This is a genomic window from Kitasatospora sp. NPDC001175, assembly GCF_053598215.1.
Genome location: NZ_JBSFJU010000034.1, coordinates 38,552 through 61,073, shown reverse-complemented (window position 1 = coordinate 61,073; position 22,522 = coordinate 38,552). Strand labels below are relative to the sequence as shown.

The 22,522-nt window shown below is 73.1% G+C and carries 22 protein-coding genes; 13 read left to right on the top strand and 9 right to left on the bottom strand.

Annotation, left to right across the window (positions count from 1 at the left end):
• Positions 1-271: 271 nt before the first annotated feature.
• The 4 genes from ACWDAK_RS23640 to ACWDAK_RS23625 all read left to right on the top strand — a co-directional run bounded on the left by ACWDAK_RS23640 (position 272) and on the right by ACWDAK_RS23625 (position 1,613).
• A complete protein-coding gene (locus tag ACWDAK_RS23640; RefSeq protein ID WP_427394611.1) occupies positions 272-550 on the top strand; it encodes a hypothetical protein in 279 nt (92 codons plus the stop codon).
• The gene (locus ACWDAK_RS23635) at positions 550-723 is read left to right on the top strand and encodes a hypothetical protein (protein WP_344639400.1); all 174 of its coding nucleotides are present in this window, start codon (positions 550-552) and stop codon (positions 721-723) included. The genes ACWDAK_RS23640 and ACWDAK_RS23635 overlap by 1 nt, the downstream gene beginning before the upstream one ends.
• A gap of 119 nt (positions 724-842) precedes the next feature.
• Positions 843-983: a hypothetical protein gene (locus ACWDAK_RS23630; protein ID WP_344639399.1), complete on the top strand. Its 141-nt coding sequence runs from the start codon at positions 843-845 to the stop codon at positions 981-983.
• 201 nt (positions 984-1,184) lie between these two features.
• Positions 1,185-1,613 carry an Hsp20/alpha crystallin family protein gene (locus ACWDAK_RS23625; RefSeq protein WP_427394612.1) on the top strand — a complete coding sequence of 143 codons (429 nt, stop codon included), beginning with the start codon at positions 1,185-1,187 and terminating at the stop codon, positions 1,611-1,613.
• An 82-nt stretch (positions 1,614-1,695) separates the two neighbouring features.
• On the opposite strand, the gene ACWDAK_RS23620 is transcribed toward ACWDAK_RS23625, so the two are convergent.
• Positions 1,696-2,283, bottom strand: coding sequence for a hypothetical protein (locus tag ACWDAK_RS23620; RefSeq protein ID WP_427394613.1), 588 nt, complete (start codon positions 2,281-2,283; stop codon positions 1,696-1,698).
• Entirely contained in the window at positions 2,280-3,791 is a 1,512-nt protein-coding gene (locus tag ACWDAK_RS23615) for an alkaline phosphatase family protein (protein WP_427394614.1), read from the bottom strand. The genes ACWDAK_RS23620 and ACWDAK_RS23615 overlap by 4 nt, the downstream gene beginning before the upstream one ends.
• A 245-nt stretch (positions 3,792-4,036) precedes the next feature.
• On the opposite strand from ACWDAK_RS23615, the gene ACWDAK_RS23610 reads away from it, so the two are divergent.
• The 4 genes from ACWDAK_RS23610 to ACWDAK_RS23595 are packed head-to-tail and all read left to right on the top strand — an operon-like array spanning position 4,037 to position 7,601.
• Positions 4,037-4,489: an archease gene (locus ACWDAK_RS23610; RefSeq protein ID WP_344639395.1), complete on the top strand. Its 453-nt coding sequence runs from the start codon at positions 4,037-4,039 to the stop codon at positions 4,487-4,489.
• 27 nt (positions 4,490-4,516) lie between these two features.
• Positions 4,517-5,500, top strand: coding sequence for a CapA family protein (locus ACWDAK_RS23605; protein ID WP_344639394.1), 984 nt, complete (start codon positions 4,517-4,519; stop codon positions 5,498-5,500).
• Between the two features lie 5 nt (positions 5,501-5,505).
• Complete coding sequence (locus tag ACWDAK_RS23600) at positions 5,506-6,933, top strand: RtcB family protein (RefSeq protein WP_344639393.1); 1,428 nt, start codon at positions 5,506-5,508, stop codon at positions 6,931-6,933.
• Positions 6,934-6,956: 23 nt separating this feature from the next.
• Positions 6,957-7,601 carry a protein-L-isoaspartate(D-aspartate) O-methyltransferase gene (locus ACWDAK_RS23595; RefSeq protein ID WP_344639392.1) on the top strand — a complete coding sequence of 215 codons (645 nt, stop codon included), beginning with the start codon at positions 6,957-6,959 and terminating at the stop codon, positions 7,599-7,601.
• Between the two features lie 163 nt (positions 7,602-7,764).
• Here ACWDAK_RS23595 and ACWDAK_RS23590 read toward each other — a convergent pair whose 3' ends face one another.
• Genes ACWDAK_RS23590 through ACWDAK_RS23580 form a run of 3 tightly spaced genes read right to left on the bottom strand, consistent with a single transcriptional unit; the run spans position 7,765 to position 11,632 of the window.
• A complete protein-coding gene (locus tag ACWDAK_RS23590; protein WP_344639391.1) occupies positions 7,765-8,484 on the bottom strand; it encodes a hypothetical protein in 720 nt (239 codons plus the stop codon).
• Positions 8,481-9,677 (bottom strand): NAD(P)/FAD-dependent oxidoreductase, encoded by a 1,197-nt coding sequence (locus ACWDAK_RS23585; RefSeq protein WP_427394615.1) that lies wholly within the window; start codon positions 9,675-9,677, stop codon positions 8,481-8,483. Before ACWDAK_RS23585 ends, ACWDAK_RS23590 begins: the two co-directional genes overlap by 4 nt.
• Before the next feature lie 14 nt (positions 9,678-9,691).
• A complete protein-coding gene (locus ACWDAK_RS23580; RefSeq protein WP_344639389.1) occupies positions 9,692-11,632 on the bottom strand; it encodes a LodA/GoxA family CTQ-dependent oxidase in 1,941 nt (646 codons plus the stop codon).
• A gap of 325 nt (positions 11,633-11,957) precedes the next feature.
• Here ACWDAK_RS23580 and ACWDAK_RS23575 point away from each other — a divergent pair, with 325 nt between their 5' ends.
• Positions 11,958-12,869, top strand: coding sequence for a hypothetical protein (locus ACWDAK_RS23575; protein WP_427394616.1), 912 nt, complete (start codon positions 11,958-11,960; stop codon positions 12,867-12,869).
• Complete coding sequence (locus ACWDAK_RS23570; protein ID WP_344639387.1) at positions 12,866-14,335, top strand: NADH-ubiquinone oxidoreductase-F iron-sulfur binding region domain-containing protein; 1,470 nt, start codon at positions 12,866-12,868, stop codon at positions 14,333-14,335. Before ACWDAK_RS23575 ends, ACWDAK_RS23570 begins: the two co-directional genes overlap by 4 nt.
• Positions 14,336-14,372: 37 nt before the next feature.
• On the opposite strand, the gene ACWDAK_RS23565 is transcribed toward ACWDAK_RS23570, so the two are convergent.
• Together ACWDAK_RS23565 and ACWDAK_RS23560 are read right to left on the bottom strand one after the other, a co-directional pair.
• On the bottom strand, positions 14,373-16,088 hold the full coding sequence (locus ACWDAK_RS23565; RefSeq protein WP_427394617.1) for an AMP-binding protein: 1,716 nt from the start codon (positions 16,086-16,088) through the stop codon (positions 14,373-14,375).
• A 481-nt stretch (positions 16,089-16,569) separates the two neighbouring features.
• Positions 16,570-17,301: a CPBP family intramembrane glutamic endopeptidase gene (locus tag ACWDAK_RS23560; RefSeq protein ID WP_344639385.1), complete on the bottom strand. Its 732-nt coding sequence runs from the start codon at positions 17,299-17,301 to the stop codon at positions 16,570-16,572.
• A 176-nt stretch (positions 17,302-17,477) separates the two neighbouring features.
• Between ACWDAK_RS23560 and ACWDAK_RS23555 the strand changes: the two genes are divergently transcribed.
• Positions 17,478-19,178 carry an alpha/beta hydrolase gene (locus tag ACWDAK_RS23555; protein ID WP_344639384.1) on the top strand — a complete coding sequence of 567 codons (1,701 nt, stop codon included), beginning with the start codon at positions 17,478-17,480 and terminating at the stop codon, positions 19,176-19,178.
• On the opposite strand, the gene ACWDAK_RS23550 is transcribed toward ACWDAK_RS23555, so the two are convergent.
• Positions 19,172-19,921, bottom strand: a complete 750-nt coding sequence (locus ACWDAK_RS23550) for a hypothetical protein (RefSeq protein ID WP_344639383.1) — start codon at positions 19,919-19,921, stop codon at positions 19,172-19,174. The two genes, ACWDAK_RS23555 and ACWDAK_RS23550, sit on opposite strands and share 7 nt — an antisense overlap.
• A gap of 244 nt (positions 19,922-20,165) precedes the next feature.
• A complete protein-coding gene (locus tag ACWDAK_RS23545; protein WP_427394618.1) occupies positions 20,166-20,729 on the bottom strand; it encodes a DUF4291 domain-containing protein in 564 nt (187 codons plus the stop codon).
• Positions 20,730-21,236: 507 nt separating this feature from the next.
• Between ACWDAK_RS23545 and ACWDAK_RS23540 the strand changes: the two genes are divergently transcribed.
• Positions 21,237-21,620 (top strand): hypothetical protein, encoded by a 384-nt coding sequence (locus ACWDAK_RS23540; protein ID WP_344639381.1) that lies wholly within the window; start codon positions 21,237-21,239, stop codon positions 21,618-21,620.
• Positions 21,620-22,504, top strand: coding sequence for a transcriptional regulator (locus tag ACWDAK_RS23535; protein ID WP_344639380.1), 885 nt, complete (start codon positions 21,620-21,622; stop codon positions 22,502-22,504). Before ACWDAK_RS23540 ends, ACWDAK_RS23535 begins: the two co-directional genes overlap by 1 nt.
• Positions 22,505-22,522 lie beyond the last annotated feature (18 nt).

The following is a 22,522-nucleotide window of genomic DNA, read 5'->3' as shown; positions in this document are numbered from 1 at the left end:
CGCTCCTTGCCCTGTCGACACGGCGCGGGCCCGCGCCCGGCCGGGAGGAGGCGAGGGACATGGAATGCGGTAGTCACGGCCATAGTTGCCGTTGCCCCCGCCTGTTCTCGTCCTTCCTCGGTGTGCGCTAGCCGCCCAGATGTCCTGACGGCGCGTCAGTCTGCTCGACACGTTGACCGCGGGCTCGGCAGCCTGCGGTCGCCGCCTGCCGGATTCCTGGGCCGAGGCATCTCCGGGATGCCCACCGTGCTCTTCCTGAAGGTGAGTTGACGTGTCCGTCTTCGCCGTGCTCCACCGTGCCGCACTGGCCTCCGCTGCCGCCCGCCGTGACGCCGCCGCCGGCCGTGGCCTGCGCGCCGTGCTGTCCGAGGTCGTGGATCGGCTGGCCGCGAGCCCGCTCGACCACCCCGTCCTGGGGGCCGTCGCCGCCCAGCGACCGGCCGGGCCGCCCGCCCGGTCCCGGGCCCGGCGGCGACCGGTCGCCGCCGGGCCCGCACTCGGACAGCTGATCCCGCCCACCAGGGCCAGGCAAGAGGGGAGTTCCAGATGATGACGAGGACCAGACTCCACCCGCGTACGGCGGAGGGGTCGATACTGCTCGGTGCCCTCGGCCTGCTGCTGGCCGGGGCGGTCGCGCTCGCCGCCGTCCCGGCCGGGGTTCGGGTGGCGGTCCGCGCTGCCCGCCGACGGGGTGCGCCAGGCGGGCAGCGCCCGGCCCGGTAGCGGACGGTCCGGCACCGGTCTCGCGGAGCGGGATCCGTATCCGGCGGCCTTCCGTGTCGGCCCGTGCTCATGGACCATGGGAGGAATCTGTTCCGATACGAAGCAGGAAGCGGTGGACCATGAGTGATCACGTGCATGTGCGCCTCGGCGGCGGAGTCGGGGTGAACGAGCACGGCGAGCTGGTGGAGCAGTTCCACTGCCGCTGCGGCGAGACGTGGACCAGGACGTACCGGGTCGAGGACGGGGAACCCGAGATGTGAGCCGCCCAGCGCGGCCTCCCCTCCGGTGCCCGGCGCGGCGGGCCGCACGGTGTTCCTTGCCTGAAGCGTCCGATCCGCCAGCGATGTTGGTGGATCGATGCTCTCCGTGACCGCCGCTGCCGCCGAATGCGGGGGCCTCGCAGCGAGCACACCCGCGCAGCAGGATGGAAGGAGGAATCCCGACGAGTGAGGAGGGCCGAGATGGCAGGCGAACTGCTCCACAGGCGTCCGCACTGGTGGCCTCCGTTCCCGGAGCTGTTCGAGGACTTCCCCACCGAGCTGCGTCTGATGCCCGACGAACACGTCATCCGGGTCGAGGAGACCAAGGAGGGCGGGTCCTACGTGGTCAAGGCCGAGCTTCCGGGGATCGATCCGGAGAGGAACATCGAGATCACGGTCGAGAACGGAGTGCTGACGATCCACGCCGAACGCCGTGAGGAGCAGAAGGAGAAGCACCGCACGGAGTTCCGCTACGGCTCCTTCACCCGCAGTGTCCGGTTGCCCGAGGGAGTCCAGGAGCAGGGCATCACCGCGAGCTACGACAAGGGCGTGCTGACCGTGAAGGCGCCGATCGGCCCGATCGAGAAGCCGTCCCGGCGGGTCGCGATCAGCCGCGAGACCGACGAGTGAGGACGGGCGTCGGCCGGGTGCGTCCAACCGCGCCCGGCCGCTGCCTGACCGTGTCGACACCGGACGAATTCCGACGGCGTCCTTAGTCGAGCTCGACCTCGAAGTCCCAGGTCGCCAGCGGCTTTCCGGCGGACGACCAGCTCAACGTCGAGTGGCCCGCGTCGAAGACCGCGGAAAGGGTGAAGACCGCGTCCTGAGCCGGGTTCGCGGTTGCCGACGGTCGGTCCGCGGTGAACGGCACGGCGTGGCCGAGCTCGTCGGTCAGGGCGAAGGTGGCCGGATCGAGGTCGACACTGCCGGCGGTGGCGTGCAGCCGGACCGTGATGGTGCCCTTCGATCGCTCGGGCGGAGCGCTCCCCGGTGAGGGGGCCGGCAGATCCAGATCGGGGCCGGTGGCGGTGATCCGGCCCTGGCCGGTGCCCAGGTCGAGTGCCACGGCGTCGCCCATCGCGACCAGCTGCGCGTGCCCCTGGGACGCGGTGGGCACGATCGGCGAGGCCGGCGCGCTGGGGATCGGCACCTGTCCGAGATGGCTCGCGTCGTCCTGGTTCTCCGAGCAGCCGGCCGCACCGGTGAGCGCGGCCAGCGCCAGCAGAACGCTCACGGTACGGCGGCGGCCGTGGCCGCGCCCCATGAGGGCGCGGCCACGGCCGGTGGAGCGGTTGCTCACTTGCCGGCTCCCGGCTTCAGGCTGTCCTGCGCTGCGCTCGCCCCGGTGAAGTCCGGTGCGATCTCGGCGGGTTGGTCCTGCGGCTGGCCCGAGGTGGCCGAGTAGACGCCGTTGCTGCCCAGGGCGGCGGGCTGCATGGCCCGGCCGCTGGGGTTGTTGTAGACGTCCGGGCCGAAGGGGCGCAGACCGGGGGTGCCGGCGTAGCCCAGGTGCCCGTGGCCGTCGGCGCCGCCCCGGGTGATGTGGAACAGGTCCTCCATGCTGCGCAGCCAGGAGTAGTGGTTGTAGGGCTGGTCACTGATGGTTCCGGGCTTGATGTAGCGGGATATCAGGACCGAGCCGGTGATGCCGCCGCCGGGAGTGGTGTCCTGGCCGAACGCCTGGTCGCCGGGCTGGCTGGTGTTGGGGCCCGGCAGTTCGTTGCAGCATGCCACCACGGACTGCGCGGTGTCGGTGGGGGTGTTGAGCTTGGGATCGCTGTTGCCGGTGTAGTCACCGGTGGAGTTGCCGTACAGCTTGTACGGGGGGAACGCCTCGTCGAAGGTGATGTCGATCAGGCCGCCGTCCTGGAAGGCGGGGGAGGCCATGATCTGGGGGATCCACTTCTGCAGGAACAGGTCGGACGCGTACAGGCCGCCCTGGTGGTTGTTCGGATCGCCGGATCCGTTGTCGCCCTGGCAGGTGGAGTCGTGCGCGTCGGAGCAGTTGTTCGGTGTGATCCAGGAGAACGCGGGTGTCGTCTTCTCGCTCTTGAGGTCCTGGGCCAGACCGCTGACCGCCGGGTGGCCCGCGCTGGCCGGCAGGCCGTTCAGCGGAGCGACCCTGGCGCAGTCCTTCGGGTTGTCCATCACCGAGTGGAACCAGGCGGTCGGGTTGTGCTTCGCCACGTACTGGTCCTGCGCGGTGGCGCCGCCCGGGTCCGGAACGCCGTTGCCGGACGGGTCGCCCGGGATCCCGCAGCCGTACGGGTTCTCGCGGCCCGGTGTGTTGCCCATGTCCTGCATGTACGCCTTCCAGCCGACCTGCTTCTGGTCGAGCTGGTTGAACAGCGTCTGGACCGAGCGGGGGTACACGCAGCCGGAGGTCGCGTGGACCTGGCCGTCGGCCGCGGGCGTGCCCGGGGAGACGTTCTTGTACTGGGGGCAGTCGGCCTGGGTGTCCGGTGCCGGGGCCTGCCCGCTGGCCAGGCTGATGTAGTTGTCCAGGCTGTAGTGCCCGGTGCCGTAGTACTGGCGCAGCAGTTCGCCGTACTGGGGCAGCGTCTTCCAGAGATAGCTGTTCTGGTTGAGTCCGGTGAACGAGGCTTCGTACGACTTGTTCTCCAGGACGAACAGCCAGACGTGCTTGATCTTCGGCGGGTGGAAGCTGTGAGCGCTCGCGGCGGCCTGGTCCGCCCCGCTGCTCGCCATCAGCCCTGCGGCTGCCAGTACCCCCGCACTCGAGAGCGCCGCCACCCGGTACAGGCGGCGGGCGCTCGTCCGGCTCTGCCGGATTCCCCTGAGTTTCATGAAGGACATGCTCTCGGTCCCGTCTACGCGCGTTCGACCCTGATAAGGCAAAACTTGTCTGAACAATGGCGGGAGCTTTCGCCAGGTCAGAGCAGTGACCAGGGCACGGTCGGGCGGGCTGCCGGAGCCGGCGTACCGAGCCGTGATCGAACGATCCGGCGGGCTTGCCCGCCATCGCGGCCGGGACCAGGCTGGAAGGGGCGAGGGGAGCGCCGCGAGGGGCGACGGACGGAGAGTCGCCGATGATGGACAGTCGGGAAGCCGCCGGGCGGCAGTGGCCCGGTAGCGGCCACCGGACCGTGCCGCACACGGCGGATCTGTGCGTCGAGGCCTGGTCACCGAGCATCGAGGGCTGCATCGGCGAGGCGGTGCGGGCCGTGGTGGACGGCTTCGCCGACACCTCGAAGGCCGAGGTCCTGGGCCAGCGGGAGTGCACGGTCACAGCGCAGAGCGACGAGGACCTGCTGGTGTCCGTCCTGGAGGAGGTCATCTACCGGATGGACGCCGACGGCGAGATCCCGCTCGGCGCGGAGGTCCGGCGGTCACAGGACGGCCGGAGCCTGTCGGTCCGCTTCAGCATGGCGGACGCCGGTACGGTCGTGCCGGTCGGCGCCGTGCCCAAGGCGGTCTCGCTGCACGGCCTGCACCTGCGGGGCGGCCCCGGCGGCTGGAGCTGCCGGGTGACCGTCGACGTCTGAACGGGGGGCGGAAGGCGGGCCGAGTCGATGGAGCTCACGCTGGCGCTGGCCGGTGACACGATGCTCGGCCGCGGTGTGGCCGAGGAGCTGCGCCGCTCGCCCTCGCCGGGCACGCTGCTCTCCCAGGCGGTCCGGGTCGCCCTCGCCCAGGCCGACCTGGTCGTGCTCAACCTGGAGTGCTGCGTCTCCGGCCGCGGGCACCGCTGGCCCGACCCGGGCAAGCCGTTCTTCTTCCGCGCCCCGCCCGCTGCCGCGGGCATCCTCGCCGAACTCGGTGTGGACTGCGTGACGCTGGCCAACAACCACGCCCTGGACTACGGCTTCGACGCCCTGGCGGACACCCGGACGCTGCTGGACCGGGCGGGGGTCCGCGCGGTGGGCGCCGGCGCGGACCTGGCGGCGGCCCGGGAGTTCGCGGTCCTGGAGGCCAGCGGGGCGCGGATCGCCGTGGTCGGCGTCACGGACGACCCGGAGGACTTCGCGGCCGGCGAGAACCGGCCCGGGGTCGCCTTCGCCGACCTCTACCGGAGCGTCCCCGGCTGGCTCGCCGAGCTGGTCGCCCGGGCTGCGGACGAGGCCGACGCCGTGCTGGTCACCCCGCACTGGGGACCCAACATGACCACCCGGCCGCCGGCCCATGTGCCGCCAGCCGCAAAGGAGTTGCTCGATGCGGGCGCGACGCTGGTGGCCGGGCACTCGTCGCACGTCTTCCACGGTGTGACCCACCGGATCCTCTACGACATGGGTGACTTCGTCGACGACTACGCCGTCGACCCGGTGCTGCGCAACGACCTCGGGCTGCTCTTCCTGGTGACGCTGGCCGGGCCGGACCCCGCGCACCTGGCACCCACCGGACTGGAGGCGCTGCCGCTGTTCCTGGACTACTGCCACACCAGGGTGGCCCGCGACGGCGAACGGGAGTGGATCCGCGAGCGGTTCACCAGCGCGTGCGCCGGCTTCGGCACCGAGGTGGGCGAGCGCGGCGGACGGCTGACGGTTGACTGGAGGTGAGGGACATGGAGGTCGTGCTGGTGGAGGAGGGCCCGTACCGCTTCCGGATCGAGCAGCGGGACCAGATGCGCGTGCCCGGTGTGGTGTTCGCCTCGCAGGCGCTGGTGCCGCAGGTCGCGGGGGACCGGGCGCTGGAGCAGGTGGCGAACGTCGCGACGCTGCCCGGCATCGTCCGGGCCTCGTTCGCCATGCCCGACGTGCACTGGGGTTACGGCTTCCCGATCGGCGGGGTGGCCGCGACCGACATCGCGGAGGGCGGGGTCATCTCACCGGGCGGGGTCGGCTTCGACATCTCCTGCGGCGTACGGCTGCTGGCCGCCGGGGTCGAACGGGCGGAGCTCGGCCACGACCGGCTGCAGCGGCTGATGGACATCCTCGACGTCACCATCCCGCGCGGAATGGGGCGGGGTGGCCTGTGGAAGCTCTCGGGCTCGGAAGAGATGGACGAACTGCTGGTCGGCGGCGCCCGGTACGCGGTCGAGCACGGCCACGGGGTGCCGCGCGACCTGGAGCGCTGCGAGGACTACGGAGTCCTGGACGGGGCCCTCCCGGGCCAGGTGAGCCGGCGGGCCGTCCAGCGCGGGATCGACCAGGTCGGCTCTCTGGGCTCGGGCAACCACTTCCTGGAGGTCCAGGCGGTCGACCGGATCGACGACCCGGACACCGCGGCCGTGTTCGGCCTGCGGGCGGACCAGGTGTGTGTGATGATCCACTGCGGTTCGCGGGGCCTGGGCCACCAGGTGTGCACCGACCACGTCCACGCCATGGACGAGGCGCTGCACCGCTACCGGATCTCCGTCCCGGACCGGCAGCTCGCCTGCACCCCCGTCGACTCCCCGCCCGGCCGCGACTACCTGGGCGCGATGGCGGCCGCGGCCAACTACGGCCGCGCCAACCGGCAGTTGCTCTCCGAGGCCGCCCGGCGCGCCTTCGTCACGGCGGCGGGGGTCGGACTCGACCTGGTCTACGACATCTCCCACAACATGGCCAAGCTGGAGACGCACGAGATCGACGGCGTGAGCCGGCACCTGTGCGTCCACCGCAAGGGCGCCACCCGGGCCCTGCCGCCCGGCGACACCGGCCTGCCGCCGGACCTCGCCCGGGCAGGCCAGCCGGTGCTCATCCCCGGCACCATGGGAACCGCCTCCTACGTGATGGTCGGCCTGCCGGGCAACGACGCCTTCCACTCCGCCTGTCACGGGGCCGGCCGGGTCTGGAGCCGGCACCACGCCCTGCGCATGGTCCGCGGCGAGCAGCTCCGGGGCGAACTGGAGGCCCGGGGCATCGCGGTGCGCCCGTCGTCCTGGCGCGGTCTGGCGGAGGAGGCACCCCGGGCGTACAAGGACGTCGACGAGGTCGCCGCCGCCACCGAGGGCGCCGGACTGGCCCGGATCGTCGCCCGGCTGGTCCCGCTGGGCGTCGTCAAGGGCTGACCGGGCCGCGGAGCGTGAGCGCGGTGGCAGCGGCGGACGGGGGCGGCGAGGAACTGGTACGCGCCGCGCGTGCCGTCGGCGTGCGCGACGAGAGGCTGCTGGCGGCGCTCGCCGCGATCCCGCGCACCGGGTTCGTCCCTCCCGCCCAGCTGAACGCGGCCGCGCGGGACCGGCCCGTGCCGATCCCGCACGGCCAGGTGACCACCCAGCCCTCGCTGTCGGCCCGGATGATCGAGGGACTCGCGCTCGCCGGTACCGAGCACGTGCTCGAGGTCGGTACCGGGTACGGCTTCCAGACCGCGCTGCTCGCCTACCTGGCGGCCGACGTGGTGAGCGTCGACCTGTGGCCCGACCTGGTGGCGCAGGCGCGCCGGAACCTCGACCGGCAGGGCGTGCGCAACGTCGAACTGCTCGTCGGCGACGGCAGTCTGGGAGTGCCGGAGCGCGCGCCCTTCGACGCGATCCTGGTGTCGGCCGCCTTCCCCGAGGTCCCCGCACCGCTCGTCGAACAGCTCAGGCCGGGCGGCCGTCTCGTCCAGCCGATCGGACCGGGCGGGCGGGACGACGTCATGTCCTTCCGGCGGACGGGGAAAGGGCTTGACCACGGGCGACTGCTGGCTCCGGCGTGCTTCGTCCGCCTGCACGGTGAGTACGGCTACCCGCGCTGATCCCGACGCCTCCCGGCTCCGCTGTTGCGGCCTGCGGCAGCCCTGCGATCCTGAGAGTACGTGATAGTCCGACAGGTCTCGGACGGTCAGCGCTCCGGGACGATCACCTGACGCCCGGTCCGGCTCCGCCCGCCCCGGTGGACGGCGGGCGGAGCCGCGGGTCTCAGGCGTTGAGGGTGGTGATGTTCCACCAGCGCTCGTCGTCGGGCGCCAGGGTGATCGGCACGGGCGCCGCCTTGCCGCGGTGCAGCAGGGCCGGGTAGTTGCGCTCGGGCAGCGGCCTGCTGGTCCACGGCCGGCCGTCGTGCCCGTCGTCGGGCACCGAGGGGATGCTCACCTCGAAGGCGTTCGCCAGGTCGTCCGGGGTGACGCCGTCGGGGACCTCCCGGAGGGTGAGGATCTGCTCGAAGTGCGGGCGCTTGACCAGGCGGTGGGCGATGTGGACCTCGTCGCCCGCGCCGTAGAGCAGATAGCTCAGGTGCGGTGGGAAGGGCTCCTCGCCGAACCGGCGGAAGTTCAGCACCCGCCTGATCCGCGCGGTGAAGCCGCCCGAGATGGGCTCCCAGATCCGGTCCTCGCCGTTGCCGGTCTGGGTGACCCGGTCGAGCCGGGCCGGGTACTCGGTGACCGTGCCCTCGCCGATCGGGGGCAGCACCATGTCCGCGGTGTTGCGCACCGCGTGCCAGCTGGCGGGGCGCTCCGCCTGGTCCTTGAGGTAGGTGTCGACGATGTCGGCGGGCAGGTCGTACTCGACCACGACCTGGTAGCGGTGCTCGGCCATGCCGAACATGGCCAGGTGGTAGCCGAAGACCGTGTCCCGGCCGGACAGGATGAAGGAGTGGACCGAGGGGTCCTCGTGCTCGTGGTCGTGCCGGGTGCTCATACGGGCTCCTTGCGGATGTCGCTCTGCGGGTGGGAGGCGTGCCGGCGCTGCCAGAAGAGCCGGTCGCTCCAGCGGCCCTCCTGCCGGTACACCGTGCGGTGGTTGCGCCGGTAGGCGGTGAGGATCTCGGTCACGTTGGCGCGGTACGCCGCCAGGGCGTGGCCGTCGCCGTCGAGGTGGGCGGCCAGGGCGGAGGCGCCGGCCGTTCCGGTGTAGAGGGCGGTGAGGACGCCCTGGGAGGAGATCGGGTCGAAGGCGGTGGCGGCGTCGCCGACGGCGATCCAGCCGTCGCCGGTGGGCACGTCGAGGTGGGAGGAGTGGGCGGGGGCGCGCCTGGGCAGGGCGTCGGCGGGCAGCGGGTGCACCCCGGCCCGGGCGGCGATGTGCCGGGTCTGCCGCAGCAGTCGGCCGAACTCCGAGCGGTTGCGGATCGCCGGCGGGGCGAGGTCGGCGTCGGTGAAGTAGGCGACCAGGCGGCGGCGGCCCGGCAGCAGTGCGGTGTACCACCAGCCGTCCTCGGCGGACTCGACCAGCGAGGCGCTCTCGGCGATCCGGCCGGCTGGGTCGGGTGCCAGTTCCAGGCAGGTGGCGATCAGGTGGTCGGTACGGCGGACGGCGGCCCGGCCGATGGACACGATCGCCCGTCTGCGGCCGCTGGCGTCCACCAGCCAGTCGCAGCCGACCGTCCGCTCGGCGCCCGGACCGCGCAGCGTGACCAGCCAACTCCCGTCCGGTTGACGGTACTTCACCCTGGCCCTGGTGCGTTCGGCGGTCTCCGCGCCGGCCGCGCGGGCGGCCTCGCGCAGCGACCTGTCGAACCGCGCACGGTCCAGGTGCCAGCCGGGTCCGTGCGGGTCGTTGATGAAGTCGGTCCGGCCCAGGGCGGTCGAGCCCCAGCAGGAGAGGTTGGCGTAGCAGGTCAGATGGCCGGTGGCGACGGGCCCCTCGCCGGCGCCCAGGTCGTGCAGCAGGAGCCGGGCCGCCGCGGGCAGGGACTCCCCGACCTTGGGCGGCCCGTTCCCGGCATCCGCGAGCAGGACCCTGCGGCCCGCGCGGGCCAGGGTCAGGGCGGCGGCCGAGCCGGCCGGGCCGCCGCCAGCGACCACCACGTCGTAGTGGCCGTCCCCGCCGCCGCGTCGACGGGCCGGCGGGCTCGGCCGATGAAGGTGCTGGTGCGTCGGTCGCTGGTGCATCGGATCCCGGCGCATCAGACGTTGTCACGGAAGGGCGCGACCTTGTCGATGAACCCGGCCGTGACCTCCTCCGCGGTGTAGCCGCTGACCGCGATCGCCTGGTTGATGGCCACTGACGCGACGGCCGGATCCGCTGCCTGGGGCACGTGCAGGGTCACCAGGTTCTGGGTGAGCGGAACACCCTCGAGGTCGATGGACGGCTTGGACTCCACCTGGATCCGGCCGGGGAAGCCCGTGGCGCCCTCGCGCACCTCGACGATCCCGAGCCGGTACCAGTCGTCGATCATCTGGTTCAGCTGATCGGTGTTCTGCCCGCGGAGCCCGCGCAGCCACACCGCCCGGCGCTCGAAGGCCTCTGTGCGCTCGGCCAGGGGCCGGCTCTCGTCCACAACCACCCTGTAGTCCTCCTCGGTGAGGACGTGATTGGGGACCCGGGCCGGCCAGAAGCTCGGCAGGTACGGGTCGTGGCGCGGGCTCAGCGACAGCTCGTAGCCGGAGCGGCAGCTGGCGGTGTCGCTCTGCCACGGCACGGCCATCCAGCGGGACAGGTCACCCGCCGCCTGGGCGTACAGCGGTCCGTTCACCGACAGCGCGGCCTCGGGGGTGAGGACCGTGCCGTAATGGGGCTCGGGCTGGTCGGGTGAGCGGTGGCGGATCCGGAACGGTGCCATGTACATCGAGGGGTGCCGGATCGGCCAGGTGACCTCGCAGCCGGGGTGGAAGGCGTCGGCGAGGCAGAAGTCCAACGCGGCGCGGTCGAGCGCGGCCGGCCTCTCGGCGAGCGGGAGGTCGGCGATGTCCCGGGGCGGCGGCGTGGCCCCGAGGGTGCCCCAGTCGTCCTCGAAGTCGCCGTCCGCCCAGTACTGGAACATCCGGTACTGGGTCGGCGAGAACGCCATGTGGTGCAGCGGGGTGCGCGGCGGGATGGCCATGCCGTCGCCGTACAGCCACGGCCACGGGACGGGGGAGAGGCCGTCGCGCGCGAAGTCGCGCAGTGCGTTGAACACCTGCCGGCGCAGCGCGCGGCGGGTGGGGTCGGTGCTGCTGAGCCGCTTCAGCATCGCCGGGGTGGTGAAGTCGTTCAGGCCGTTGTGGCCGTAGTAGCCGGCGAAGCCGTGGTTGACCCACTGGTGGTCGGTGAAGCGCAGCAGCACCGGTGCGATGTGGCGGGTGAAGGAGACCCGCTCGGGGAACGGCAGCGATCCGTTGCTGACGAACACGTCGTACAGCAGGTCGTACAGGGTGCGGATGCCCTTCTGTGCGGGCGCGTAGTTCGGCGGGGCGACCACCACCCAGGCGGGGTCGACCGGCAGCTCGCGGCCGCCGACGGTGACGGTCGCCGTGACCGGGCCGTCACCGATGTCGTCGTGCCAGCCGTCGTTGTTGGCGTAGGTGTTCACCGGCTTGCCGTTGTAGGAGGCCGACTGCCCGAAACCGCCGAACACCAGCAGACGCCCGTCCTCGTCGGTCCGCAGCTCGCCGAGATAGACCTCCTTCCCCATGAACTTGCCGTCGCGGAAGTGGAAGTCGGGGCCACAGACGTTCCTGCCGCTGATGGTGATCGGGCCCGGGTCGATCACCAGGTCCTTGCGGAGGTCCCCGGTGATCTCCTTGTTGCGCAGTTCGGAGGGCTTGGCGAGCGTTGCATCGGGGATGTCCAGGGCGAGCTGGAACTGGTACCAGGCCGCCTTCTTGTTCGCCAGGTACGCGGTCCAGCTGATATCGGAGATGTCGGAGGTGAGTTCGGCCACGACCTGACCGGCTGCGTTGTATCCGTAGATTCTGAAACGCGCGACCTCGCGCTTGATCGCACCGGCGGAGTCCTTGTAGAAGCCGGGTTCCTGCGGCACGGGATCGGGGACCTCGGGTGCGATGAAGTACCCCTCCGGTGAGTTCCCGACCCGGGCGATTCCGATGGACGGGTGGATTGCGGCGCGGACGATCTCGTCGCTCATCTGGCTCGGTGCCTCCGATTCCGGTAATGCTGACTCTGAGTGAAAGTTCGTCAGCGGAACGCTATGGCAGGCGGCGCTGCTCCGATTGGAGGGACACGGGCCATCACTCGCACGGGTGATCGGCGGACAGGGAGTGACTTCCGGGATTCCCGTCCGGGCGCTTCGACGGTGTGAGCCCGGTTACGGCACAGCCCGGATTGTTGCGGGCGGATTGACCGCTCGCTAACAATTGGCCCGATCGTCAGCGCCGGCGGTCCGGAAATCGACGGCGCCAGCCCGGACGGGGGATCCGGGACGCAGGGGGCCAGACGTCCGGAGGTCCCGTATGACAACCCGTGCCCGACATGGCCGCAGCGCGCCCGCTAGCCGCCCGGGGTACCTGGTTCCCGGCGCGGTGGCTGCCGTGCTGACCGGCGGGGCGGTGGCGGCCGGGGCCGAACTCCACTGGCCGGTGCCCGGCCCGCTCGGCGGGGCGGGGACGCGGATCGCGGCCTTCCTGGACTACTTCGCCGGGGTCTTCACCCTGCTCTCGCTCACCGCCGCAGTGGTGTGCGGACTCCTCGCCACCGACCGGCTCGTACTCACCCCCTGGCTGCGGGTCGCCGTCCAGTCGGTGCACCGGGCGACCTCGGTCGCGGCCCTCGGCTTCCTGGGCACCCACATCGCCGTCAAGGTCCTGGAGCGGCACGCCGCCCCGGCCGCCGCCGTGCTCCCGTTCGGTGGCAGCACCTTCGCGGTGAGCCTCGGCACCGTCGCCGCGGACCTGCTGGTGCTGGTCGCGGCCACCGGCGTCCTGCGCGGCCGCTTCGCCGGCAGCCGCCGCCCCTGGCTCTGGCGGGTGCTGCACGTCGCCGCGTACGCCTGCTGGCCCGTCGCCCTGGTGCACGGGCTGACCGCGGGGCGGGCGGCCCACGCCTGGGTGCTGTGGGGCTACGGCCTGTGCGCGGCCGGGATGGCGCTGGCCCTCCTGGTCCGCGGCCTGGCCTTCCTCGGACGCCGCAGCACCCTCGGCCGGCTGCGCCGCGGCGCGAAGGCGTACCGTCCGGCGACCCCGTCCCCGGCCGTACTCGCCGAGCTGTCCGTGCCGCACGTGGCACACGTGGCACACGCCAGGCAGGTCCGGACGCTCGGCGGTTCCCGCCCGGTGCCCTGGCTCGACCTCTCGCAGGCGGCGCGGACGGTACCCCGGCCCAGATCCGCCCAGCAGGGGCCGCACCGGTCGGGAGGCAGCCGATGAACCCCGTCCTGGAGATCCCGGCCGTGCGGCAGCTGGGGAGCGCCCGGCTGACCGCGGGCCTCGACCGCCTCCAGCGCCTCGACCTCTCCGCGCACGGCAGCGTCCACGGGCCGCTTCCCCAGCCCACCCGCGACGGCCTGCTGGCCCTGGCCGACCGGATCGACCTGCGCGGACGCGGTGGCGCCGGGTTCCCGTTCGCGCGCAAGGCGAGCGCCGCGCTGGCCGCCGCGGACCGTACCGGCACCCCGCTCGTGGTGGTGGTGAACGGCGCCGAGGGCGAGCCGCCCAGTGCCAAGGACCGGATGCTGCTCGCCCGCGCCCCGCACCTGGTGCTGGACGGCGCCTGTCTGGCGGCGGCCGCGTTCGGGGCGGAGGAACTGGTGATCGGCGTCGCCGCTGGTGGGCCGGGGGAGGTTTCGATCCCCGCCGCCCTCGCCGAGCGGAGCGACCTGCCCTGCCCGGCCCGGACGGTGTGCCTGCCCGAGCGGTTCGTCTCCGGCCAGGCCGGAGCACTGATCCGGGGCGTCAACGGCCTGCCCGCCGTGCCGCCGCCGCTGAAGGCCCGCGCGGCCGACGGCGGCACGGGCGGTGTGCGCGGCCGCCCGACCCTGCTCTCCAACGCCGAGACCTGGGCGCAGCTCGCCGTCGCCGCCCGGCTCGGCCCCGACGCCTACGCCGCAGCGGGTACCGCCACCGAGCCGGGGACGGTCCTGCTGACCGTCAATCGGCCCGGCGCCGAGCAGCTGGTGGTGGAGGTGCCCGCCGGGTCCCGGCTGGGAACGGTGCTGACCGGCTGCGGCAGCGCGCCGGGCGAGGGGGTCCTGGTCGGCGGCTACCACGGCGCCTGGCTGCGCCCGGAGGACGCGATGGACGCCCCGCTCTCCCGGGCCGGGCTCGCCGAACTCGGCGGGGCGCTCGGCGCCGGCGCGATCGTCGCGCTCCCGGCCGACACCTGCCCGCTCGGCGAGGTCGCCCGGGTGACGGCCTGGCTGGCGGCGGAGTCGGCCGGACAGTGCGGGCCGTGCAGGCGCGGGCTGCCCGCCGCGGCCGACGCGCTCGCCGTCCTGGCGGCCGGGGCCGACGCCGCCGCGGCGGAGACGGCGCGGTACGCCGTCTCCGCCACCCAGGGTCGGGGCGCCTGCGCGCACCCCGACGGCACCGCCCGCTTCGTCCTGTCCGCACTGGAGGTGTTCGAGCAGGACGTCGCCGCGCACACCGCGGGCGCCGGCTGCGGCCGCCCGGTCCACGGGGTGCTGCCGCTCCCGCACCAGGAGGGACTGCGGCTGGAGGTGGACTGGTCCCGGTGTGCGGGGCACGGCCTGTGCGCGGTCCTGGCGCCGGAGCTGATCCGGCTCGGACCGCACGGCTACCCCGAGCTGAACAGCACGCCGGTGGCGGGCTGGCAGGAGCACGGGGCCCGTCGGGCGGTGAGCCAGTGTCCGGCGCTCGCCCTGCGGCTGCGCTGACGGGAACGCCGCCGCGGCCGCCTCGACCGGGCGGGAATCAGCCCGCGTCAGCCCGCAGCTCGGGGAACTGGTCGTCGCGCCACTCCCGGTCGAGCACCGTACCGCTGTCCGCCGCCTGCTGCTCGCGACCGCGCAGCTCGACCCGGCGGATCTTCCCGGAGATGGTCTTGGGCAGCTCGAAGAACTCGACCCGGCGCACCCGCAGGTACGGCGGCAGGTGCTCCCGGGCGTGGCGCAGGACCGCGAGAGCGGTCTCGCGGTCGGGCTCCCAGCCCGGCGCGAGGGCGACGTACGCCTTCGGTACGGCGAGGCGGATCGGGTCGGGTGCGGGGACGACGGCGGCCTCGGCCACGGCCGGGTGCTCGATCAGCACGCTCTCCAGCTCGAACGGCGAGACCTTGTAGTCCGAGGCCTTGAACACGTCGTCGCTGCGGCCGACGTAGGTGATCCAGCCGTCGGCGTCCCGGACCGCCACATCGCCGGTGCGGTAGTAACCCCCGCGCGTCACGGCCGCGTTGAGGTCGGGATCGTCCAGGTACCCGGCCATCAGATTGAGCGGTTGCCGTGCCAGGTCCAGGCAGATCTCGCCCTCGTCGCCGACCTCTTGGCGGACCGGGTCGACCAGCAGCACCGGAACTCCCGGCAGCGGACGGCCCATGGCGCCCGGCTTGACCGGGGAGCCCGGGGTGTTGCCGACCAGCAGGGTGGTCTCGGTCTGCCCGAAGCCGTCCCGGACGGTCAGCCCCCAGGCGCGCTCGATCTGCGCGATGACCTCGGGGTTGAGCGGCTCCCCGGCCGCGACCAGCTCCCGCAGCGAACCGGGGCCGGCCGACAGGTCGGTCTGGATCAGCATCCGCCAGACCGTCGGGGGAGCGCAGAAGGTGGTGACCCCGGCCGTGTGCAGCTGCTCGACCAGGCGGGCCGGGTCGAAGCGCGAGTAGTTGTAGACGAAGATCGTTGCCTCGGCGATCCACGGCGCGAAGAAGCAGCTCCAGGCATGCTTCGCCCAGCCGGGAGAACTGATGTTGAGATGGACATCGCCCGGGCGCAGCCCGATCCAGTACATGGTCGTCAAGTGCCCGACCGGATAAGAGACTTGGGTGTGCTCGACCAGCTTCGGCCGACTGGTGGTGCCCGAGGTGAAGTACACCAGCAGCGGGTCGCCGACCGAGGTCGCCGCCGTGAACGGCTCCGGGGAAGCGATCTCGTACGCCTCGGTGTAGGAGGCCCAGCCGGGGACCGGACCGCCGACCGCCAGGCGCGAGTAACCGCCGGGAACCGCGGCGAACTTGGCGGTGTCGGCGGCGTTCGCGACCACATGGCGGGCCCCGCCCCGCTCGATCCGGTCCACCAGGTCGGCGGGGCCCACGGCGGTGGTGGTCGGCATTATCACCGCACCCAGCTTCATCACGGCGAGCATCGACTCCCACAGCTCGACCTGGTTGCCGAGCATCAGCAGCACCCGGTCGCCCTGCCGGACGCCCTGGGCGGCCAGCCAGTGCGCCACCTGGTCGGAGCGGTGGGCCAGTTCACCGAAGCTGTACCGCGCCTGGTGGCCGTCCTCCTCGACGATCCACAGCGCCGTGCGGTCATTGCCGCGGGCGATGGCGTCGAACCAGTCGACGGCCCAGTTGAACCGGCCGGTGAGCTGCGGCCAACGGAACTCCGCCATCGTCGAGGGGTGTCGGCCCGACAGCCGGAGCAGCTGGTCGCGCGCTGCGCGGTAGGACTCGGTGGCGGAACTCGCGGTCACGGCTATCGGCTCCCGGTGCGGTTGGCCGGCCACTCCACCGAGCGGCGGGCACGGCGGACCCGTACATGATCTCGCGCATGACCGTAGCCGGTGCGGGATCCGTACCACCAGCCTCTCGCGTGATTGCCCTTGCCGCCGACGGCAGCTGAGGCATTGCCGAGTGCGGCGGCGGTCGCCGCACCGATCGGTGAACCGGGGCCGGCTTCGCGGCTTCGACCCAGGCCGCGAGCGTGCCGCGCAGCAGGGCTCGCACGGCGGGTCCGGAAGGTCCCTCCGGTTCTTCCGCGCCGGTCCGGACGGCGTCCGGCTCCAGGTCGACGACGCGACTGGTCGTTCGACACCGCCACACCGGTGCACGGCGCCGCCCAGGACCTGCTGCTGGTGGCGCACGGCCGCAGGCTCCCCTCCGGGCACCTGCACGGCGGTGCGAGTGACCGCTTCACCGCCCACTGAGGCCGGACGGTCCGTACGGGCCGCGGGATCAGCGGAGCAGGAACCCCGTGAGGTAGCCCAGCGAGTTGACCGCCCAGTGCAGTCCGGCCGGGGCGAGCAGGCTGTCGCTGCGCCTGCGCAGCTCGCAGAGGAGCACCCCGGCCAGCGCCGTGAACAGCACCGCGCCGACGTCCGCCAGCAGGGCGGTGGCCCAGGAGCCGCCGAGCAGCGCGCCGAGTGCGGGTTTCTCCCCGGTCAGGTGGAGCGAGGGCAGGATGTGCCACAGGCCGAAGAGCAGCGAGGAGAACGCCATCGCTCCCGGCGGCCCCCAGAGCCGGCGCGCCAGCCCGTAGAGCACGCCCCGGAAGGCCAGTTCCTCCAGCAGGACGGTGCCCACCGGGACCGCGACCAGTACTCGGTAGGCGATGTCCCCGCCGCTCAAGCCGCTGTTGCGGGTGTCCTGGAACAGCGGCCGGGTCGACGGCAGCAGGGCCCCGGCCAGGTAGACCGCCGCGACCGCCCCGACGCAGGCCAGCGCCCAGACGGCGCCGCGCCTCAAGGTCCCTCGGCCGAGGCCCAGCTCGGTCCGGTCGCCGCCGCTCCAGTGCTCGACGGCCAGCAGGGCGCCCGCCGCCGCCACCGGTGTCAGCAGCCCCCACCCGGGCGCCCACCGGTGGATGGTGAGGTTGACCAGCACCAGCAGCACGACGGCGGCCCCCAGCGCGACCCGGGTGTCCGCCGGCCGCCTGAACCGGGCGTTCACGGGTGGTCTGCCGTCCACGGTGACGATGGTGCCCCGGCGGGCGGGGCCGGACCAGCGGGAGCGGCGCCGACGCGCCGTGCCTCCCTGGCGCGGGTGCCGGGCGTCCCTATTCTCTGCGGTGGAATACGGACTACGGCATCTGGGGTGAATATGGACATTTCTGTCATTGGTTCTACCAGCTCACCCGCCGTCTGATGCCCACCGCCGCCGAGCAAGGATGCCTCCCCGAACCCTCGCGCCGGCCCGTGGTGCGCCGATGGCCGACTTGGAGCGCGCTGGTCGGCGCCGTGATCGGCTATGTGCTGGCCTTCACCCCGTCCCTGCTGCCGCGCCCGTGGTGGCTGCAGGCCGCCGCCTGCGCGATCACCGCGGTGATCACGTACGGGATCGGTGCCCTGGTCGGTCTGATCGTCCACCGCTGCGGGATCCGGCCCGAGGAGCGGTTGCGCCGGATCGGCTGGCTGGCGCTGGCCGGGGCGGGCGGCGCGGCGGTGGTGTTCGTCACCGCGTGGAGCGTCCGCTGGCAGGGCGACCTGCGCCGGGCGGTGCACATGGACCCGCTGATCGCCTGGTGGGAGTGGGTGCTGGTACTGCCGCTGACCGCCGTGCTGTTCGCCGTGTTCGTGCTCGTCGCCCGGGCGCTGCGGCTGGGCACCCGGCAGTTGGCCCGGCTGATCGCCAGGGTGGTCCCGGCGCGGTGGGCCACGGCGGCGGCGGCGGTCCTGGCGGCGGTGCTGGTCGTCGGGTTCGTCCAGGGCTTCCTGCTGCGCGGGCTGCTGACCATGGTGGAGAGCGGCGCCTCGGCCACCGACCTCGGCACCTCGCCCGGCATCGTCCGGCCCGAACTAGCCACCCTCTCGGGCAGTCCGGCCTCGCTGGAGAGCTGGGACAGCCTCGGGTCCAAGGGCCGCGACTTCATCGGGAAGGCGCCCACCGCCGCCGAGATCACCCGGTTCACCGGGCAGTCGGCCAAGGACCCGGTGCGGGTCTACGTCGGCCTGCGCTCGGCCGGCACCCTGCAGGAGCGGGCCGCACTGGCGGTGCGCGAACTGGAACGCACCGGAGCGTTCTCCCGCCGGGTGCTGGTGGTGGTCAGCACCACCGGGACCGGCTGGGTCAACGAACGGATCGCCACGCCGCCGGAGTACATGTACGGCGGTGACAGCGCGCTGGTCGCGATGCAGTACTCGTACCTGCCCAGCTGGGTCTCGTTCCTCGCGGAGGGCGAGGCCACCGAGGCCGGCCTCGCCCTGATCGACGCCGTCCGCACCCGCTGGGCGCAGCTGCCGGCCGACGCGCGGCCCAGGCTGCTGGTGGCGGGGGAGAGCCTCGGCTCGTACGCCACCGAGCGGGCCTTCCCCGGCGGGGTGGCCCAGCTGGTTCGGGAGGTGGACGGCGCGCTGCTGGTCGGGCCCACCCCGGACAATCCGATCCGCAGGACCGTCACCGACGGTCGCGACCCGGGCAGCGCCGTCTGGCGGCCGGTCTACCAGGACGGCCGGACCGTCAGGTTCGCCCAGCGGCCCGTGGACCTCCAGCGCCCGGCGGCAACCTGGGAGCCGCCGCGCGTGGTCTACCTGCAGAACGGCGGTGACCCGGTGACCTGGTGGGAGCCGAGTCTGATCTGGCGCCGCCCGGCCTGGCTGGACCGGCCGCGAGCCCCCGACGTCTCCGACGTCATGCGCTGGTATCCGCTGGTCACCTTCTGGCAGGTGACCTGCGACCTCGCGGCCGGCGAGAGCGTTCCCGACGGGTTCGGCCACCGGTTCGGCACCCTGCCCACCGACGCCTGGGCGCAGATCGCACCGCCGGCCGGGTGGAGCGCGGCCGAGACACGGCGATTGGACGCCTACCAGCGGCGGGTGCCTTCCCTCGGTCGGGCCCGGCGTCAGTAGCGCTGGGCCTTGGCCACCTTGGCGCTCGCGACCGCGGCCTGCTTGTCGCCGTGTGCGAGGACGGTGCGGTTCTCGCCCGGGGCCACCTTCTCGGTGCCCACCACGACCGACTCGACGGTCTTGCCCGCGCTGTCCAGGAAGTCCACCTGGGCGGCGTAACCGGCGCTGGCCGACGTCGAGTTGTGGATGGTCAGCAGCGCCGCCGGGAAGCCGTCGGTGGCGGTGGTCGGCACCCCGGTGAGGGTCACGTCACCCAGTGCGTTGCCGGTTCCGGAGGCGGCGGCCAGCGCGGCGGTCGCCTGCTGCCTGGACTTCGAGACCTGGGCGGACACCGAGGACTCGAAGGCGGCCGCCCGGGACTGCAGCGAGGCCGTCGCGGACGCGGCGGAGGCCGAGGCGACGGCGGCCGCCTGCGAGATCAGGGCCGCCGCGTTGGAGGCCGCCGAGGTCTGCTGCGGGCCGCCCAGTTCGGAGGCCTCCGCCGCGGCCGACGCCGCCCGCCGGGACGCGTCCGCGGCCGCCGACACCACCGCCGGGCTGATGCCGCCCTTGGTGTGCTCCGAACTGCACGCCGCCGCACCCGCGGTCAGGGCGCCGGCCAGGGCGAGCAGCACGCCGGCGCGCAGTCCGGGGCCGAGCGTGGTGCGGAGCCTCCGCGCTGCGCGGGGCCCGCTCGCTGCGCGGGGCCCGGTCGCCGTCCGCCGGACCGGATGGCGGTGTACGCGCGGCTCGGGCATGTCCATGACGGTCTCCTGTGATCGCTCGGCCCATCCCACGGCGGTGAACCTGTTCGCGGCTCCAGGCTGCGTTCCCGTCGCGCGGACGGCACGGCGGGCTGAGCCCAACGAGTGCACCGACCGGCACCATGCCGGGGCCAGGCACCTGCGGCGGGCCCGGGTGCGGCCGGGCGATCCGGCCCGAGGAGAGACGATGACCGGCCTCGGCGCGGCCAGCCCGTATGTGGTCGGGGTGGTGGGCGGGCGCGGCTCAGGACATGCCCAACCTGCGCGCCAGCGAGGGATCCAGTGGGTAGCGGCGTTCGGGCGGGAGCAAGCGGGTGGCCTGGGCGGTGCGGCCGGAGCGGACCAGATCGGCGATCTTCCTGACCCGCGGGGTGAGGTCGGTGATGGAGACCGTCCACTCGTCCACCAGCTCGTCGATCACGCCTCGCCCGATCCCGACCTGGATGCTGTAGTGGTTGAGCGCGGCTCCGGACAGCGAGCGCTCCGGGTCCCACTGGACGTGCACGGCCGCTTTGGCGACGGCGGCCGGACCGGCGGTGGTGAGGGTGGCCGCGGCGAGCGCCCGCTCCCAGCCGTCCCTGGTGATGCGGACCTCCAACACCCGTTCCTGGCCGGGCTTCCGGGCCCAGTTGCTGCGGTGCATCAGCCAGCGGAAGGAGGGTTTGATCCAGGTCATCCGCCCGCGCGAGAACGGTGGCACGAAGCGGCTGGCCGCCACGGCGGGCTCCGCGATGGTGGGCGCGTACGCCTGGTAGAGCGCGATGGAGTGGGCGTCGTGGTCGGCGCGGATCTCGCGGAGGGCTGTCACTCGCAGAGTCTGCGGCCGGACCGCCCCGGCGGCCAAACGGATTTCCGGCCGTCCGGCAGCCTGGCCATCCGGCAGCCCGGCAGCCCGGCAACCTGGTTTTCCCACGGCCCGGCCTTCCCGTGGTCCGGCCTTCCAGTAGCCGGGTCCGACGGCCGCACCGCCGGGCCTGACGGCCGCACCGCCGGGCCCGGGGCCGGTCGGATCGCGTCACGGCTGGTCGAGCGTGATCGAGTTGATCGGACGGGGGAGTCCAGCCCCTGAGTGTGGTTCAGACCACTTGCCACTTCGGAGGCAACTCGGCTGACAGGGTGGCAGATCCGAGCCGTTTCCGATAGCGGAGTGTCAAAGATTCGTCATATGCCAGACGGCTTTGCCGGAAATCGCATGTTCGGCTGCCGCACGCGATAGCGTTTCGTGGCGTTGAGGCTACCGCAGGTGAGCACGGGCGCTCCCCGAGCAGCCTCACGCGGTGATTGCGCGTGCCTTCGGATGAAGAGGTGAAGCGAGTTGACGGGAATCGACGAGTGTCTCGTCGAAGCGATGACGATACCCGGCGCGCTGGGTGTCAGCCTGGTGGACTGGACCAGTGGGCTGACCCTCGGCGCAGCCGGGGAGGGCCCGTCCGGAGACCATGACGCGGGTGCGGCCGACGCGACCGAACTCGCCCGCGCCGTCGTCCAGAACCCGTCCTTCGCCGACCCGGACTCGGCCGGCACCCTCGCCGAGGACGTCATCGTCACCTCGCCCGGCCGCTACCACCTGCTGCGCTTCGTGGACGCCGGCTTCGAGACCGGAGCCTTCCTCTATCTCCGGTTGGACCGCGACACCGCGAATCTGGCCATGGCCCGGCTGCGGTTGCGAGGTATCGCCGAACGGCTGGTGCTGGTTTGATGGATCTGCAGACCCGCTCGCCCCTGGTGTCCCGTCGGCGGCCGCAACTCCTGGCGTCCGGCCGCACGTTAGGCGACGTGGTCGCGGAGCTCGCGGCCGGTCGCCGCACCGGGATCGTGCAGAGCACCACGGGTGCGGTCCACCTGGTCGACGGCGCCGTACTGCAGGTGGAGAGCGCCGGGGCACTCGATCTGCCGACCCTGCTGGTCCGTTCCGGACGGATCCCCGCGCAGGAACTGCTGGACCTTGCCAGGAGCTGCGAACAGCCGCTGCCGAAGGCCCTGTTGGATTCCGGACGGGTGGGCCGGGGCGTGCTGGAGCTCTGCCACCTCACCGCGCTCTCGGACGCCGCCTTCCTCGCGCTGCCCCAGGACAGCGGCCCGGTCCGGTTCCAGGAGGACGTCCGGCCGCAGGACGGGGTGATCCGTACCGTCGACGTACCAACACTGCGGGCGGCGGTCGCACGGCGGCGGGCGCTGCTCGACCGGATCTGGCCCTGCCCCCGGCTGGACGTCGCTCCGCTGCGACTGAGTGCGGCGGGGACGGCCGGGGTCGGGACGCGGTGGAGCCGGGGCCAGCGGGCCGTCATGCACGCCGCGGACGGGCGGCGGACGCCGCTGGAGATCGCCCGGCTGCTGGGCCGTCCGGCCTTCGCCACCCTGCTCGACGTGCGCAGGCTCGCCGCTGCCGGGCTGGTGGAGAGCCCGCCCGAGCCGGATTTCGGCGGCCTCCTCGCAGCGCCGCCGAGACCGTCGCCGCCCGCCGTGCCGACCGTGCGGCCGACCGCGCTCCCCGCCGGTCCGGTCCGGTTGCACGGGGGTTCCGCGGACCCTGATATCGCCCTGCTGATCCGACTCCGCGCGGCTCTGGAGGCCCGTCTGTGACCACTCTGTCCACCCGGC

What these genes read in the sequence shown, in the direction of transcription:
- ACWDAK_RS23635 (WP_344639400.1), top strand. Translation starts at nt 550, where the DNA reads ATGACGAGGACCAGACTCCACCCGCGTACGGCGGAGGGGTCGATACTG.
- ACWDAK_RS23630 (WP_344639399.1), top strand. Translation starts at nt 843, where the DNA reads ATGAGTGATCACGTGCATGTGCGCCTCGGCGGCGGAGTCGGGGTGAAC.
- ACWDAK_RS23625 (WP_427394612.1), top strand. Translation starts at nt 1,185, where the DNA reads ATGGCAGGCGAACTGCTCCACAGGCGTCCGCACTGGTGGCCTCCGTTC.
- ACWDAK_RS23615 (WP_427394614.1), bottom strand. Translation starts at nt 3,791, where the DNA reads ATGAAACTCAGGGGAATCCGGCAGAGCCGGACGAGCGCCCGCCGCCTG.
- ACWDAK_RS23610 (WP_344639395.1), top strand. Translation starts at nt 4,037, where the DNA reads ATGGACAGTCGGGAAGCCGCCGGGCGGCAGTGGCCCGGTAGCGGCCAC.
- ACWDAK_RS23605 (WP_344639394.1), top strand. Translation starts at nt 4,517, where the DNA reads ATGGAGCTCACGCTGGCGCTGGCCGGTGACACGATGCTCGGCCGCGGT.
- ACWDAK_RS23600 (WP_344639393.1), top strand. Translation starts at nt 5,506, where the DNA reads ATGGAGGTCGTGCTGGTGGAGGAGGGCCCGTACCGCTTCCGGATCGAG.
- ACWDAK_RS23590 (WP_344639391.1), bottom strand. Translation starts at nt 8,484, where the DNA reads ATGAGCACCCGGCACGACCACGAGCACGAGGACCCCTCGGTCCACTCC.
- ACWDAK_RS23585 (WP_427394615.1), bottom strand. Translation starts at nt 9,677, where the DNA reads ATGCACCAGCGACCGACGCACCAGCACCTTCATCGGCCGAGCCCGCCG.
- ACWDAK_RS23580 (WP_344639389.1), bottom strand. Translation starts at nt 11,632, where the DNA reads ATGAGCGACGAGATCGTCCGCGCCGCAATCCACCCGTCCATCGGAATC.
- ACWDAK_RS23575 (WP_427394616.1), top strand. Translation starts at nt 11,958, where the DNA reads ATGACAACCCGTGCCCGACATGGCCGCAGCGCGCCCGCTAGCCGCCCG.
- ACWDAK_RS23570 (WP_344639387.1), top strand. Translation starts at nt 12,866, where the DNA reads ATGAACCCCGTCCTGGAGATCCCGGCCGTGCGGCAGCTGGGGAGCGCC.
- ACWDAK_RS23555 (WP_344639384.1), top strand. Translation starts at nt 17,478, where the DNA reads ATGCCCACCGCCGCCGAGCAAGGATGCCTCCCCGAACCCTCGCGCCGG.
- ACWDAK_RS23550 (WP_344639383.1), bottom strand. Translation starts at nt 19,921, where the DNA reads ATGGACATGCCCGAGCCGCGCGTACACCGCCATCCGGTCCGGCGGACG.
- ACWDAK_RS23535 (WP_344639380.1), top strand. Translation starts at nt 21,620, where the DNA reads ATGGATCTGCAGACCCGCTCGCCCCTGGTGTCCCGTCGGCGGCCGCAA.